General features: G+C 71.9%; 14 protein-coding genes. 8 read left to right on the top strand and 6 right to left on the bottom strand.

The features are described 5' to 3' along the window. Positions 1-299: 299 nt before the first annotated feature. Positions 300-434, top strand: a complete 135-nt coding sequence (locus DJ017_RS20945; protein WP_264371486.1) for a hypothetical protein — start codon at positions 300-302, stop codon at positions 432-434. Here the strand turns inward: DJ017_RS20945 and DJ017_RS07445 are convergent. Both DJ017_RS07445 and DJ017_RS07440 read right to left on the bottom strand, forming a co-directional pair. Further along, positions 431-661 carry a hypothetical protein gene (locus tag DJ017_RS07445; RefSeq protein WP_111528117.1) on the bottom strand — a complete coding sequence of 77 codons (231 nt, stop codon included), beginning with the start codon at positions 659-661 and terminating at the stop codon, positions 431-433. The two genes, DJ017_RS20945 and DJ017_RS07445, sit on opposite strands and share 4 nt — an antisense overlap. Before the next feature lie 85 nt (positions 662-746). Then, complete coding sequence (locus tag DJ017_RS07440) at positions 747-2,267, bottom strand: MFS transporter (protein ID WP_111528116.1); 1,521 nt, start codon at positions 2,265-2,267, stop codon at positions 747-749. 230 nt (positions 2,268-2,497) lie between these two features. On the opposite strand from DJ017_RS07440, the gene DJ017_RS20290 reads away from it, so the two are divergent. After that, positions 2,498-3,367, top strand: coding sequence for a hypothetical protein (locus DJ017_RS20290; RefSeq protein WP_111528115.1), 870 nt, complete (start codon positions 2,498-2,500; stop codon positions 3,365-3,367). Between the two features lie 93 nt (positions 3,368-3,460). Then, positions 3,461-3,949 carry an RcnB family protein gene (locus DJ017_RS07430; protein ID WP_111528114.1) on the top strand — a complete coding sequence of 163 codons (489 nt, stop codon included), beginning with the start codon at positions 3,461-3,463 and terminating at the stop codon, positions 3,947-3,949. An 88-nt stretch (positions 3,950-4,037) separates the two neighbouring features. On the opposite strand, the gene DJ017_RS07425 is transcribed toward DJ017_RS07430, so the two are convergent. Beyond that, on the bottom strand, positions 4,038-6,413 hold the full coding sequence (locus DJ017_RS07425; RefSeq protein WP_111528113.1) for a hypothetical protein: 2,376 nt from the start codon (positions 6,411-6,413) through the stop codon (positions 4,038-4,040). Between the two features lie 331 nt (positions 6,414-6,744). Continuing rightward, positions 6,745-7,203: a GNAT family N-acetyltransferase gene (locus tag DJ017_RS07420; protein ID WP_111528112.1), complete on the bottom strand. Its 459-nt coding sequence runs from the start codon at positions 7,201-7,203 to the stop codon at positions 6,745-6,747. 121 nt (positions 7,204-7,324) lie between these two features. On the opposite strand from DJ017_RS07420, the gene DJ017_RS07415 reads away from it, so the two are divergent. The 5 genes from DJ017_RS07415 (at position 7,325) to DJ017_RS07395 (ending at position 12,649) form a co-directional block, all read left to right on the top strand. Beyond that, the gene (locus tag DJ017_RS07415) at positions 7,325-7,732 is read left to right on the top strand and encodes a GntR family transcriptional regulator (protein ID WP_111528111.1); all 408 of its coding nucleotides are present in this window, start codon (positions 7,325-7,327) and stop codon (positions 7,730-7,732) included. Beyond that, on the top strand, positions 7,729-8,718 hold the full coding sequence (locus DJ017_RS07410; protein ID WP_227000059.1) for an SPFH domain-containing protein: 990 nt from the start codon (positions 7,729-7,731) through the stop codon (positions 8,716-8,718). Before DJ017_RS07415 ends, DJ017_RS07410 begins: the two co-directional genes overlap by 4 nt. 31 nt (positions 8,719-8,749) lie before the next feature. After that, positions 8,750-10,453 carry an amidohydrolase gene (locus DJ017_RS07405; protein WP_111528110.1) on the top strand — a complete coding sequence of 568 codons (1,704 nt, stop codon included), beginning with the start codon at positions 8,750-8,752 and terminating at the stop codon, positions 10,451-10,453. A 105-nt stretch (positions 10,454-10,558) separates the two neighbouring features. After that, positions 10,559-11,596 carry a hypothetical protein gene (locus tag DJ017_RS20285; RefSeq protein WP_264371485.1) on the top strand — a complete coding sequence of 346 codons (1,038 nt, stop codon included), beginning with the start codon at positions 10,559-10,561 and terminating at the stop codon, positions 11,594-11,596. A gap of 168 nt (positions 11,597-11,764) precedes the next feature. Beyond that, complete coding sequence (locus DJ017_RS07395; protein WP_111528109.1) at positions 11,765-12,649, top strand: aminoglycoside phosphotransferase family protein; 885 nt, start codon at positions 11,765-11,767, stop codon at positions 12,647-12,649. On the opposite strand, the gene DJ017_RS20280 is transcribed toward DJ017_RS07395, so the two are convergent. After that, positions 12,646-12,789, bottom strand: a complete 144-nt coding sequence (locus DJ017_RS20280; RefSeq protein ID WP_165830553.1) for a hypothetical protein — start codon at positions 12,787-12,789, stop codon at positions 12,646-12,648. The genes DJ017_RS07395 and DJ017_RS20280 overlap by 4 nt on opposite strands. A 73-nt stretch (positions 12,790-12,862) precedes the next feature. Next, on the bottom strand, positions 12,863-13,393 hold the full coding sequence (locus DJ017_RS07390) for a thioredoxin family protein (RefSeq protein WP_111528108.1): 531 nt from the start codon (positions 13,391-13,393) through the stop codon (positions 12,863-12,865). Between the last annotated feature and the right edge of the window lie 37 nt (positions 13,394-13,430).

Here is a 13,430-nt window from a genome sequence, read left to right as displayed (position 1 = left end):
GAACAGAGTTCCAAGACCCGTTTGATCCCGGTCAAGGCGGGCGCGCCGCGCGGGACCTAGGTTCACAGCGTCGAGCAGCCCGGCGGTCCCCTCCCCTCATCCCCCGCCGGGCCATCTGGGAGGCGTCCGTGACCCCGATCCAGCCCCGCCGAATCTTCTTCCCCACCGGCGCGGCCTCCGTCACGGGCGCCTTCCTCCTCTCCCTGATGGTCGCCGTCTGCCTGTTCGCCGCCACCGGCCGGTGACGCCGCAGCCCGCGAATAAATGAACGAAACCCGCGCCTTGGCCGTTAGACGACCATGGCCGAGGACGACATCCTGACCGAGACCGTGATCGGCAAGGGCCGCCCCTCGCCCTGGGCGGTCGCGGGCTTTCTCGCCTCCTGCGCCTTCACGGGCGGGGCGCTGCTGCTGCTGATCCTGAGCTTGCGCTAGTGGACGAGTTCGCGCGCGGGGCCGCTCGGCGCCTCGGCCGCCACGACGCTCGCCGCCGGACCGTGGAAGCGGCCGAGGAAGCGGAAGCCCTCCCAGAGCTCGCAGCCGTTGGGAAACTCCCCGTCGATCGCCCGATGGATGGCGCGCACGTCGTTGTCGACGTCCACCTCGACGGCGTCGAGCAGCCGGCCTTCCGAGCTGAAGGGGAATAGCTGGTAGTGCCGCATGTCATCGGCCTCCACGTCCGGGACCGATGTTACGCCGCCGGCCCGGGCGGAGTCCCGGCGAGCCTGGCCACAGTTTCGTGAGCCCTCAGCCCAACGCCTGGATCGGCGCGGCCTCCCCTTCGGCCTCGGCCCGGGACTCGGCCTGAGCGACTGCGACCGCCTGCTGGGCCTCGCGCACGCTGGCGAGGTTGGCCTGGTGGGTCTTCTCGTCGATCCGGTAGAGCAGCCAGGTGCAGATCGACAGCACCGAGACCGAGGTGGTGGCGGGCAGATAGACCCAGGCCAGGTGGCGGACCACCTCCGGCGGCACGGCGGTCGCCTTGGCCGGGAAGTGGACGAACGACAGCATCACCCCGGGCAGCAGGGCCGAGAAGCCGCTCGTCACCTTCAGGATGAAGGCGTTGGAAGCCATGAGGAGGCCCTCGGCGCGCAGGCCGGTCTTGGCCTGGGCGTCCTCGGTGATGTCGGCGACCATCGAGGTGACGACGATGTAGGCGGCGTTGTTGAGGATCGCCCACACGAACCGGATGCCGATCAGGGTCGGCAGGAAGGCGGCCGTCCCATTGTCGGGGAAGGCGCCGAGGAGGCGCGCCAGGATCGGGCCCTGCAGCAGGACCATGCTGGTCATGAAGATGCCGATGCAGGTGGCCTTCTTGCCGAACCGCCGCGAGAGGGCCGTGGCCACGAAGGCGCCCGGGAAGACGGCGAGCAGGTTGGCGAGCTGGAGGAGGCCGACCCCGCTGGCGTTCAGGCCCCAGAAGAAGGTGTCGATATAGAGCGCCAGGCCCAGGTACATGCCGTAGCCGATGCCGCCGAGCAGGGAGGCGGTGAGGGCGACGCCGAGGTTCCAGTTCTTCAGCGTCGCCAGGACGTCGCGCATCATCTCGCCGAACGGCTGCTTGCGCTCGGGCGGGCGGTGCAGGCTCGGGATCCGGTCGTGGGTGCCGGCCGCCGAGACCAGGATCGAAACGAACATCATCGCCGTGGCGGTGAGCGTCATCGGCCCCCAGGCGGCGGGGTTGAGCTGGCCCTGCGGGTACTGCGCGGTCGGACGGAAGAAGATGAAGTAGCCCATCATCGTCGCCGCCGCCCCGCCGAGGGTGAAGAAGACCCAGCGGTAGCCGAGGAGGCCGGTGCGCTCGTGATAATCGGGCGAGAGCTCGGGGGCGAGCGCCTGGCTCGGCACCTCGTAAAGGCTGATGACCAGGCGGGCGGCGAGGCAGAAGACGAACAGCCAGGCGGTCTGGCCGATCTCGTCGAGGCCGGCGGGCGGTCGCCAGAGGCCGATCATGGTGAGGGCGACCGGCAGGGCCGACAGGTACATGAGCGGATGGCGCCGGCCCCAGGGCGTGCGCAGCCGGTCCGAGATCTGGCCGACGATGGGGTCCCAGGCGGCGTCGATCACCAGGGTGGCGGCGAGCGCCAGGCTGACGAGGTTCGCCGACAGCCCGACCACCTGGTTGTAGAAGAACAGCAGCAGCGACAGGACCGAGACGTGGACCCCGAAGGAGATGGAGCCGAAGCCGTAGAGGAACTTGGTGCGGAAGGTGAGGCGATCGGGTGGGCTGGCGTGTTGGGCGTGGGCTTGCGGGGCCTTGGCGTCCATACGGCGTTTCCTCGGGCTACTGTCGTGCGGTCCGGGCCCGCGGGCCCGGCCGTTCGTACCGTTCGTTCGGAGTCCATGACGGGCTCAAATAACCGCGGAGTCAAACTGCGACCGTCCGCTGGGCCTCGCGCCGCCACCGGAACGTCACAGTATGGTCTCACTCCGCCCCGAGGCTGTAGCTTCCCCGAACCCGTGACGTCCCCACCCGCAAGCCCCGGACCTCAGCGCCCGTGACCGAGCCCGACGAATCCAAGCCCGAGGACCGCGCCGCCGCGCCTCAGAACCCCCCTTCGGCCAACCCCTATGCGCGGCCCTCGGCCTATCCGCCGATGCAGGGCGCGCGGATGATGCTGGCCGGCGGGCGCTATCCGTCGCGCGCGCAGAGCGAGGCGGGCGCGCCCCGGCCCGCCGCCCTCACCCAGCCGGGCCCCAGCCCGGCGGCCTCCATCCTGTCCGGCTCCGCCCTGCCGATCGGCCGGCCGAGCGGGCCCCCCGCCGAGGCGGTCGAGCCTGCGCCGACACCGCCGCCGCAGCCGGCCGAGCCCACGCCCCACACGGTGGCTCCGCTCGAGATCCACGCCCCGCTCGGGGCCCAACTCGGCTCTCAGGGTGTGCTGGCGCGCACCAGCGCCTCCGGCGGTCGGAAGAGCTGGCTGCCCGCGGCCGCGGCGATCGTGGTCGCCGTCGCCGGTCTGGGCGTGCTGCTCTATGTGACGCGCCCGGCGCAGCGGCCGAGCCTGCCGCCCGCCGCTCCGGCCCTGACCGCGCCCCCGGCCCCGCAGGCCCAGGCGCCGGCTCCCGCGCCGACCGTGACGGAGCCGACACTCGCGCCGTCGCAAGCCGCCGCCTCGGCGCCCGCCCCGGCGGCGCGTCCCGCCGCGCCGGTGCGCCGTGCGGCCGTGACGCCGAAGCGTGCGCCTGCGACCGCCGCGGTCCAGCCTGCCGCCCCCGAGCCGGCGCCGATGCTCGCCGTGCCGCCGCCAGCCCCAACCCCGGCTCCGGCCGCCGCCGTCCCGGCCGGCCCGCCGCCGACGCCCGCCAAGCCGCCGCCGAGCGATCCCAACGCGCCGATCGGCAGCCACGCGCCGGACGCGAGCTAGGCTGTTCCCTCTCTGACTGAGCCGTTCAACCGAGGTTCAGGCCCACGCGTTAGGGTCGGATCCATCGGGGGTGGTTCAAGAGGAAGGAAGCCTATGAAACACCTGTTGTACGCGGCGTTGGCGGTCACCACGGCGGCCGCGCCCATGGCGGCGTCGGCCCAGCCCTACGGCGACCACGACCGCCGCGACGATCGGCGCGAGCTTCGCCAGGATCGCCGCGAGCTGCGCCACGACCGGCGCGAGATGCGCGAGGATCGCCGCGAGCTCCGCTATGACCGCGCCCACCGCGACACCTGGGAGCATCGTCCCGAGTGGCGCACCTACCGCGGCGCCCGGCAGGGCTACTGGTACGCCCCGGGCTACGGCTACTACCGGGTGAACCCCGGCTGGCATCGCGGCAACTACTGGCGCCGCGGGGCCTATGTGCCGCCGCCCTACCGCCATCTCTACGTTCAGGACTGGGGCTACTACGGCCTGCGGGCGCCGCCCCCCGGCTACCGTTGGGTCTATGCGGACGGCAATTTCGTGCTGATGGCCCTGGCCACCGGCCTGATCGCCGACGTGATCATCAACGGCTACTAACGGCCGCCTCGCGTCCCTTCCGGCGAGAGGACATGAAGAGGGGCGGCTCAGCAGAGCCGCCCCTTTTTGCTTTGGATGATGGCGCGCGTCAGATGATGCCGTGGCCGTCGAACAGGTGGGACTGCTTGAGCACCCACAGGTAGTCGTTGGAGCCGTTGACGCTCCACAGCGAGGTCGTTCCGCCCACCGCGCCGGAGGCGTTGTAGGCGACGCCGCCCAGCGGGTCGGTGACCAGCTGGTTCTGGTCGAAGGCCATGAGGGCGTTCTTGATCCCTTCGCCGTCCACGGTGATGACGCCGTGGTCGACCGTGGTCACCGGCACGTAGGCGCTGCTCCAGGCCGCGCCGCTCGAGGCGAGCTTGGTCCCCAGGAGGGTGATCATCTGCGAGCCCTTCACGGTGCTGATGGCGTACTCGCTGGAGTCGAGGACGCCGTTGGCCGTCACCCCGTCGACGTTGCCGCCGCCGGCCGTCAGCCACTTCACCGCCGTCTCCATCAGGCCCGCCGGCGCGGTCTCGCCGGCGTTGATGTTGAGCTGGGCGCCGATCGCCTGGCCGAGCAGGAGCTGGCGGGCGTCGTTGGCCGCGGTGGACGAGCTCAGCAGCAGGATGGCCGCCGCCTTGGGGATGAAGAGCGTCGCCGTACCGCCGGCGTTCAGCAGCACGCCGTCCTGGCCGCCGACCTTGTTCCAGACCGCCGCGGAGGTGTGGTTGGACCAGTAGCCGATGGACAGGCCTGCGCGGCCTTCGCTGAAGCCGTCGTAGTTGGCGCTGTCGCCGGCGCCCGCGGTCTGGGTGTCGTGGCCGTCGGTCATGGTCGCCGTGGCCGTGGCGACCTCGGTATGGACGCCGTGCAGGGCGGTGACGGTGATCACGTCGGAGGTCACCGAGGCGCCGGCGGCGAGGGTCGTGGAGGCCGCGCCGCCGAAGGTGAAGCCGGTCGCCGCGCCGCCGTCCAGGGCGCCATCCGCCGAGACGCTCTCCTCCGCATTGCCGGTATTGGTGAGCAGGATGCGGAATTGCACGGGCGAGCCGGTGTTCAGGAAGGTGTTGTCGGAGAGATTGCCGGCGCCGACATCCGCCCAATTCGCGCCGCCGTCGGTGGAGACCTGCAGGTCGGCGGTGAGGCCCGGCGCGATGCCGGTGTAGGCGGCGCCGGAGAGCACGTCGCCCGCAGCCGTGTCGCCGCCGGTGTCGGTGTAGCTGAAGTGGGCGTCGAAGCTGTCGGTGTGCAGGCCCGAAGCCCAGGTTTCTGTGGTCTTCACCACCTGCGAGGCGCCGGCGGCGATGTCGAAGGCGCCGGTGTCTGCGCCGAAGCTGTCGGTCACGGTGACGTGGGTCAGGTCGACGTTGCCGTCATTCTTCACCGTGTAGGCGAAGACCGGCGCGCCATGCGCGGCGAGGTCCGAGGGCGTGGTCGAGGGGTCATAGGCCTGGAAGGTCGTTCCGCCGTCGTAGGAGACCTCCACCTTGTCGAGCACCAGGTGCGGCTGGGCGCCGAAGTAGGCCGCAGCGGCGGTCACGTCGCCGCTGTCGCCGCCATAGGTCCAGTGGGCGTCGAAGGCGTCGGTGTTGAGGCCGGCGGCCCAGGACTCGGTCGTCTTGATGACCTGGGTCGCGCCGACGCCGATGTCGAAGGAGGCGGTGTCCGCGCCGAAGCTGTCGGTGACCGTCACGCCGGTCAGGGCCACGTCGCCGGTGTTCTTCACATAGTAGGCGAAGACCGGCGCGCCGTGATCGGCGAGGTCGCTGGGCGTCGTGGCCGGATCGTAGGCTTGGAAGTGCGTCCCGCCGTCATAGGAGACCTCGATGTGGTCGAGGGCGAGGGCCGGATGGACCGGCGGGACCGGCGGCGGGGGCGGCGGCGGCGGCGGCGACACCGGGGCCGTCGTGCTGATCGCCTTCAGCTCCTCGAACCCGCCCTGGGCGTTGGTGAAGGACATGTAGACCGTGAGGTTGCCCGCGCCCGACACGTCGGCGACGGGCACGTAGATGGCGTAGTCGTCGCCCCCCGAGCCGTTGGCCCAGGCGGTCAGGTTGACGCTCTGGCCGAGCGCGAAGTCGAGGGTGAAGCCGGTGGGCGTGCCGGTCGCGAAGTCGAGGCCGGCGCCGGCGTCGGGGCCGGAGAACAGGCGGAAGGCGTTGAGCGTGATGCCCGCCTCGGGGGTCGGCTCGTTGAGGTCGAGGCGGAAGACGTAATAGTCGCCCGCCGCCACGGTGAGCCCGCCGGCGGTGAGCTGACCGGCGCCCACGTGGACGAGCTGCAGCTGGCCGATCTGCAGCCCATTGGTCTTCGGGTCGCTGGTGTCGAGCCCCGTGTTGGTCGAGCCGTTGTAGCCGCTCTCCGTGCCGGTGTTGGAGCCGACGGCGAGCACGGGCGTGTAGATCCCGGTTCCGGAGACCACGCTCGAGGGCAGAAAATAGACGCCGTTGACGAGCTGGGCGGCGGGAGGCGTGTCGGACATGGGCGGCTCCGTGGCGCCGAGGGCGAACGGAGCCGTCGTGCGGGTGGAAGCCCGCAGCGCCGATCACAGACCCCCCGGCCGTGGTTGCTTTCGATACCCGCTCAACTATTGGCTGCCGCAGCCTTACTCAACGGCCGGGAGAGACAAAACGACGGTTAATTGAGTGTTGATCGGATGTTTATCACTCACTTTGGGGATTCGTTCGTCAGCATTCCGACTCAACTACATCTCCATCGCGCAGCTATACGAACCACGCGCATAGGTTACTGCTCAAAATGAGGATAAATCTCCATCCCCGGTGGCGTGGACCAGGACAACAACCTGACGGGGATCAGCGGGGACGGAGCGACATCTCCGAGGTCTGGGCCCAGCCCAGGCGTTCATAGAGCGGCCGCCCCATGGCGGTGGCGTGCAGAACCATCAGGTCGAGACCGCGGCGACGACCCTCCTCGGTCGCGCGGGCCATCAGGGCCTGGGCGACGCCCTGGCCGCGGTGCGCGGGCTCCACATAGACGTTGAGGATGTAGCCGCGGCGGTCCTGCGTGGGATGGGAGGGATGCGGCGGCCAGTCGATCTCCATCATGCCGAGCCCGCCGATCGGCGCGCCATCGGCCTCCGCGATCCAGCCGAAATAGGCGCCGGAGGCGAGCCGCGGGTGGAGCCAGGCGCGGAACGGCGCGTCCATCGGGGCCACCACCTCCTCGGCGCGCCCCGAGGCCATAAACATCTCGCGCCGGTGGCGGCAGATGAGGTCGAGGTCGGCGGCGCCGACCGGCCGCAGTCCGTGCATGAGGGGGCCCCTTCGCACCTCGAGATAGGAAGGCGCACGGAGCTTGGCCATGAGGCGGCGCGCCGGAGCGGCGGGGCCGCGAGCTTGACAACGGGCGAGTGCGCGACGATTGTATGAATGTATGCATACATCGCAGCAACTCCTCGCCACCCTGCACATCGAGGCCACCGGAGTCCCGATCTATGTGCAGCTGCGTGAGCAGGTGCTGGCGGCCATGGGCGCGGGCGTGCTGAAGCCGGGCGACCAGATGCCCACCATGCGCCAGGTGGCGGTGGCCCTGCGCATCGACCTGAACACCGTGCGCCACGCGTACGACGAGCTCGAGAAGCTCGGCGCCCTGCGGCTCGAGCGGGGGCGCGGCAGCTTCGTCGCCGAGCCGCCGGCGCCGGCCCATCACACCGTCCAGCACGAGGCGGCCGAACGGCTGGCCCGCCTGACGCTCGCCAAGGCCAAGGCGGCGGGCGTCGCGCCCGACCTCTTGCTGGAACGCATCGCGGCCCTGGCCGCACAGAAGGAGAGTTCGAGATGAACGGCTTCTACGGATCGGACTTCCGGCCGAGAGGCGTCAACGCGCCGGCCGCCCTGCTGGCCCTGGTGGCCTTCGTGCTGGGCGCCCTGGCGATGGCCGCGGGCGGCAGCGAGGACTCCTACGCCTGGATCGGCGTCGGGGCGGTGCTGATCCTCACCGGCGTGCTCACCCTGGCGTCGCTGAAGATGGCCAACCAGTGGGAGCGGGCGATCGTGCTCAGGCTCGGCAAGCTGCACAAGGTGGCGGGCCCTGGCCTGTTCGTCATCGTGCCGGTGATCGACCAGGTGTCGAGCTGGGTGGACCAGCGCATCCAGACCACCGAGTTCAACGCCGAACAGGCGCTCTCCAAGGACACGGTGCCGGTGGACGTCGACGCGGTGGTGTTCTGGCAGATCCACGACCCCGAGCGGGCGGCGCTGGAGATCACCGACTACCGCTCGGCGATCGAGCGGGTGGCCCAGACCAGCCTGCGCGAGATGGTCGGATCCTCGCTGCTCTCGACCCTGCTCTCCGACCGCAAGCATGGCGACGAGCTGCTGAAGGACGAGATCGGCCGCAAGACCGCCGAGTGGGGCGTCACCGCGATCAGCGTCGAGATCCGCGACATCAGCGTGCCGGCCGCCCTGCAGGACGCCATGAGCCGCGAGGCCCAGGCCCAGCGCGAGGCCGCCGCCCGGGTGCACCTGGGCCAGGCCGAGCAGGAGGTGGCGCAGAAGTTCGTGGCGGCGGCCGAGATCTATGCGCAGTCGCCGGCGGCCCTGCAGCTGCGGGCGATGAACATCATCTACGAGACGACCAAGGAGCGCGGCGCGACCATCCTGCTGCCGAGCGCCATGGTCGACAGCCTGGATCCCGGCGGGGTGATGGCCCTGGCCGGCCTGGGCGCGGCCAACGCGGCGCCGGCGGCGCAGGCGAAAGGCGCCGCCGCGCCGCCCAAAGGACAGGCGCCCGGCCGGCGCCAGGCCCGGCGCGCAGCCAAGGCCTGACGCCGCGGCCAAGTCGGTCTAGCTTCGGATCATGCGTCCGATTTTCGCCACCGCCGCCGCCCTCGCCCTTCTCGGCCCCGCTCTGATCGCCCCCGCTCTCGCCTCTGCCGCGAGCGCCGCCCCGAAGGCGCCGCCGGCGGCCGATCTGGTGATCTGGGGCGGGCCGATCTACACCGCCGACGACGCCCATCCGACGGCCCAGGCGGTGGCCGTCGTGAAGGGCCGGATCGCCTATCTGGGCGCAAGAGCCGGGGCGGCGGCGCGGGTCGGGCCGAAGACCCAGGTCGTCGACCTGAAAGGCGCGGCCCTGTTCCCCGGCTTCACCGACAGCCATGCCCACCTGCGCGGGATCGGCGAGCGGGAGCTGACGCTGAACCTCGAGGGCGCGGCCTCGGCCAAGGAGGCCTCGGAGCGACTGGCGCGGCACCTGGCCGAGCGCAAGCCGACGGGAACGGTGATCGGCCGCGGCTGGATCGAGACCGGTTGGCCCGAGCACCGCTTCCTGGAGAAGGGCGACCTGGACGCCGTCGCCCCCGACATCCCCGTGCTGATGGTGCGCGCCGACGGCCACGCCCTGACCGCCAACTCCGCGGCCCTGAAGGCGGCGGGCATCGACGCCGCCACGGTGGCGCCGCCCGGCGGCCAGATCCTGAAAGGACCCGACGGCCAGCCCACCGGCATGCTGGTGGACAACGCCATGGGCCTGGTCGCCAAGCTGCGCCATCCGCCGACGCCGGAGGAGAAGCTGGAGGCCTATCGCGCGGCCTTCCGGGTGGAGACCGCCTACGGCTGGACCGGCGTCCACAACATGAGCGTCGACTGGGCCGACGTGGGCCTGCTCGAAGACCTGGCGACGAAGGGCGAGGCGCCCCTGCGGGTCTACAATGCGGTCGATGCGATCCAGTCCGGTCCGCTGCTGGACGGCGGACCGCGCAGCGCCGCGGACGGGCGGATCACGACCCGCGACATCAAGCTCTACATGGACGGGGCGCTCGGCAGCCGCGGCGCGGCGCTCTTCGAGGACTACGCGGACAAGCCCGGCCTCAAAGGGACCTTCGTCACCCCGCCCGAGGTCATGCGGCCCTATCTCGCCAAGGCCTTCGCCAGGGGACTGCAGATCTCCACCCATGCGATCGGCGACCGCGGGAACGCGCAGGCCCTGGATCTCTACGAGGAGGCGTTCAAGGCGGATCCGGCGAAGGGCAGAAAGGCCCGTTGGCGCATCGAGCACGCCCAGATCCTGCGGCCAGCCGACATCCCGCGCTTCGCCCGCGACGGGGTCATCGCCTCGATGCAGCCGAGCCATGCGATCGGCGACCTGCACTTCGCCCCGGCGCGGCTGGGCGAGGCGCGGCTGGACGGCGCCTATGCCTGGAAGAGCCTGCTGAGGAGCGGGGCAGTGGTGGTCGGCGGCTCGGATGCGCCGGTGGAGCGCGGCTCGCCGTTCATCGAATTCTACGCCGCGGTGGCGCGAAAGGACCTGAAGGGGTTCTCCGCGCCTGACTGGCGCCCGCAGGAGCGGCTGAGCCGGATGCAGGCGCTGAAGCTCTTCACCTCGTCGGCGGCCTATGCGCGCTTTGCAGAGAAGGACCTGGGCACGATCGCGGTCGGCAAGCGCGCCGACCTCTCGGCCTTCTCCGTCGACCTCATGAAGGCGCCGGAGGCGGAGATCCCCAAGGGCCACGCCGTCCTGACCGTGGTCGACGGCCAGATCGTGTTCCGCGGGAAAAACTAGCTTCCCGCACGGAATGTCGCCGCCGGCGGGATGAATCCAGCTTGGCGGTTCGTTGGACGCCTCAAGGGACGCCCTTTCGGGGGGGAATCCTGAGGAGACGACGGTATGCGATTTTCTACCCTTGCGCTCGTGAGTGCGGTCAGCGGCCTGACCCTCGCCTCGGCGGCGGCGGCGGGCCCACTCGGACACGGCGGGGGCCTTGGGGGCGGTTTAGGCGTCGGCGGTGGTCTGGGCGGTGGTCTGGGCGGCGGCATCGGCGGCGGGGCCGGCGGCCTCGGCGGCCATGCGGGCGGCGGCGGTGGCGGCGGCGCGGGCTTCGGCGGCTCGATCGGGCCGACGATGGGCTCTGCGACCCGGATCGGCGGCGGCGCGCCCGGCCTCGGTGGTTCGGCGGTCGGCGGCGGCTCCATGTCGGGCGCGGTCGGTCCGGCCCTCGGCGGCTCCAGCCGCGTCGGCGGCGGCATCGCCGGCTCGGTGAGCCAGGGCTCGGTCCACGCCTCGACCACCGGCCAGAGCCACGCCAATAGCCACTCGGTGCTGGGCTCCGGCTCCGGCGACACCTCGACCAGCGCCAGCGTCTCGGCCAGCCGCGACGACGACGAGACCACCGACGACGACACCGACGGCACGAACAACCGCCGCGCCCACCGCATGGGCCCGGCGCGCGCCTCGGCCAGCGGCGTCGCCCACTCGAACCTGAAGGCCGGGCTGCGGACGGCGACCACGACGGCGACCTCCACGGCGAACCAGGCGGCCGACACCGCCGGCGCGGCGACGACGACGGCCAGCGACACCCTCCGCCGCGACACCGCCCGCGCCGGCCGGATGGCCACCAGCCGGGCCTCGGCCACGGGCGTGGCGCATTCCAACGCCAACGCCGGGCTTCGCGCCGCCTCCGGGTCGACCTCGGGGACGGTGAGCGCGCTCGCCGACCTGAAGACCGGCATGACGGTGCAGAACGCCAGCGGCGCGACCCTCGGCACGGTGAGCCGCGTCGAGCGCTCGGCCGACGGCGCGGTGCGCAGCGTGCAGGTGACCACGACCAACGGCGTCCACCGGGTGCTGCACCTGGCGCCGGGCTCGCTGTCGGTCTCCGGCGGCGTGGTGACCACGACGACCACCACGGTCGGCGCGGCCGGCTGATCGGCCGACCGTTCAAGAACGTCCCCTCGGCCGTCCCCGAGGGGCTTTGGAGACCCTGGCGCGAACCCCCCGTCCCTCAGCGCCGAGGTCTTCAACAGAGGCCCTCCCTCTTGCCATTAGGGGGGAGGGCCTCTTCCTATCCGGGCCGCCGCGCGCTAGCTCGGCCGCATGGCCCCGCCCAAGCGTGAGCACCCGATCGACGCGCGCCTGGCCGCGCAGCTGATCGCCGACCAGCATCCGGACCTCGCGCACCTGCCGCTGAGGCCGGCGGCGGAAGGCTGGGACAACGCCATGTACCGGCTGGGCGAGGACCTGGCCGTGCGCCTGCCCCGCCGCGCCCTGGGCGCCGAGCTGATCGGGATCGAGCAGCGCTGGCTGCCGCTGATCGCCCCTGCGCTGCCGCTGGCGACGCCCGCCCCGGTGCGCACCGGCCAGCCCGGCCGCGGATATCCCTGGCGCTGGAGCATCGTGCGCTGGATCCCGGGCGCGACCGCCGACCGTACGCCGCTGGCGGCGAGCGAGGGCGCGCGCTGGGGCGCGTTCCTCAAGGCGCTGCACCGGCCGGCGCCAACCGAGGCGCCATTCAACCCCTATCGCAGCGTACCGCTCGCCAAGCGGGCCGAAATCTCGGGACCGCAGCTCGCGCGGGTGGCGGCGGCGCGGCCGGACCTCGTCACCCCGGCGATCCTGACCGAATGGCGGGCGGCGCTCGTCGCCGAGGTCGACCGGCCGGCGGGCTGGATCCACGGCGACCTGCACGGGCGCAACGTGCTGGCGCAGGACGGGCGGCTGACCGGGGTCATCGACTGGGGCGACATGGCGAGCGGCGACCCGGCCATGGATCTCTACAGCGTGTGGATCCTGCTGCCCGACCGGGCGAGCCGCGAGGCGGCGCTGGCGGCCTACGGCAGCGTCTCGTCGGCGACGCGGGCGCGGGCGCGCGGCTGGGCCATCGCCATGGCCGCGACCCTGATCGACCACGCCCCGCCCGACGATCCCGACTTCGCGGCCATGGGCGAGCGCACCTTCAGGGCGCTGGTCGAAGGCCCTTAGTCCTCCTCGCGGCGCTCATCCTCGCGTTCGCGGCGGCGGGCGTCGCCGGCCGGTTCGGTCAGGCTGGGCGGATCGCTGGCCGGGAAGGTGCCGTCCAGCTCCTCGTCGAGTTCCTCGTCGGTGGGCTTGCGCGGGGCCATGGCCAACCTCCTCTGCGGAGCGGCCAGTCGAGACCCTGCCGTCCGCCCCCGTCAAGCGCGCCCGTCAAGCGCTTCAGCGCGAGGGCGGCGTCCATTGCGCCAGCCAGTCGGCCAGAGCCTGGGGCGTCATCGAGCGGGCGTCGGCGAGCGCGGCCACGTGGCCCTTGTCGAGCAGCCGGTTGGTCCTCGGGTCGACCACCAGCAGGGCGGGCACGCCCTCCAGCCGCTCGGTGATCCCGTAGCGGGCGGGCACCTGCAGGTTCTTGTTGAAGCGGCCGACGTCCACCAGCACCACCTCGTAGTGGCGGTCGACGAAGGCCTTCAGCTCCGGCAGCTCCATGGTGGCGGCGAGGATCCGGCAGTCGCCGCACCAGTTGCCGCCGAGATCGACGATCAGGAGCTTGTGCGCCTTGGCCGCGCGGGCCCGCGCCTTGGCGACCGCCGCATCGACCGCCTTGGCCTCGGCGGCTTCGTCGTAGGGATAGGGCAGCGGCGTCTTCAGCTCGGCGAAGGAGGAGATGCCGACCTTCGGCGCGGCGGCCGCGTCGGCGGCGCCCGCCAGGGCGAGGGAAAGGCCGAGGGCCAGGAAAAGGCGAGAGAACATGGGCGCTCAAACTGTGGTGGTGTTCAGCGCCTTCTAG

It is taken from the genome of Phenylobacterium soli (assembly GCF_003254475.1).
In the GTDB taxonomy this organism is placed as follows: domain Bacteria; phylum Pseudomonadota; class Alphaproteobacteria; order Caulobacterales; family Caulobacteraceae; genus Phenylobacterium; species Phenylobacterium soli.
This window is presented reverse-complemented; position numbering and strand designations above follow the sequence as displayed.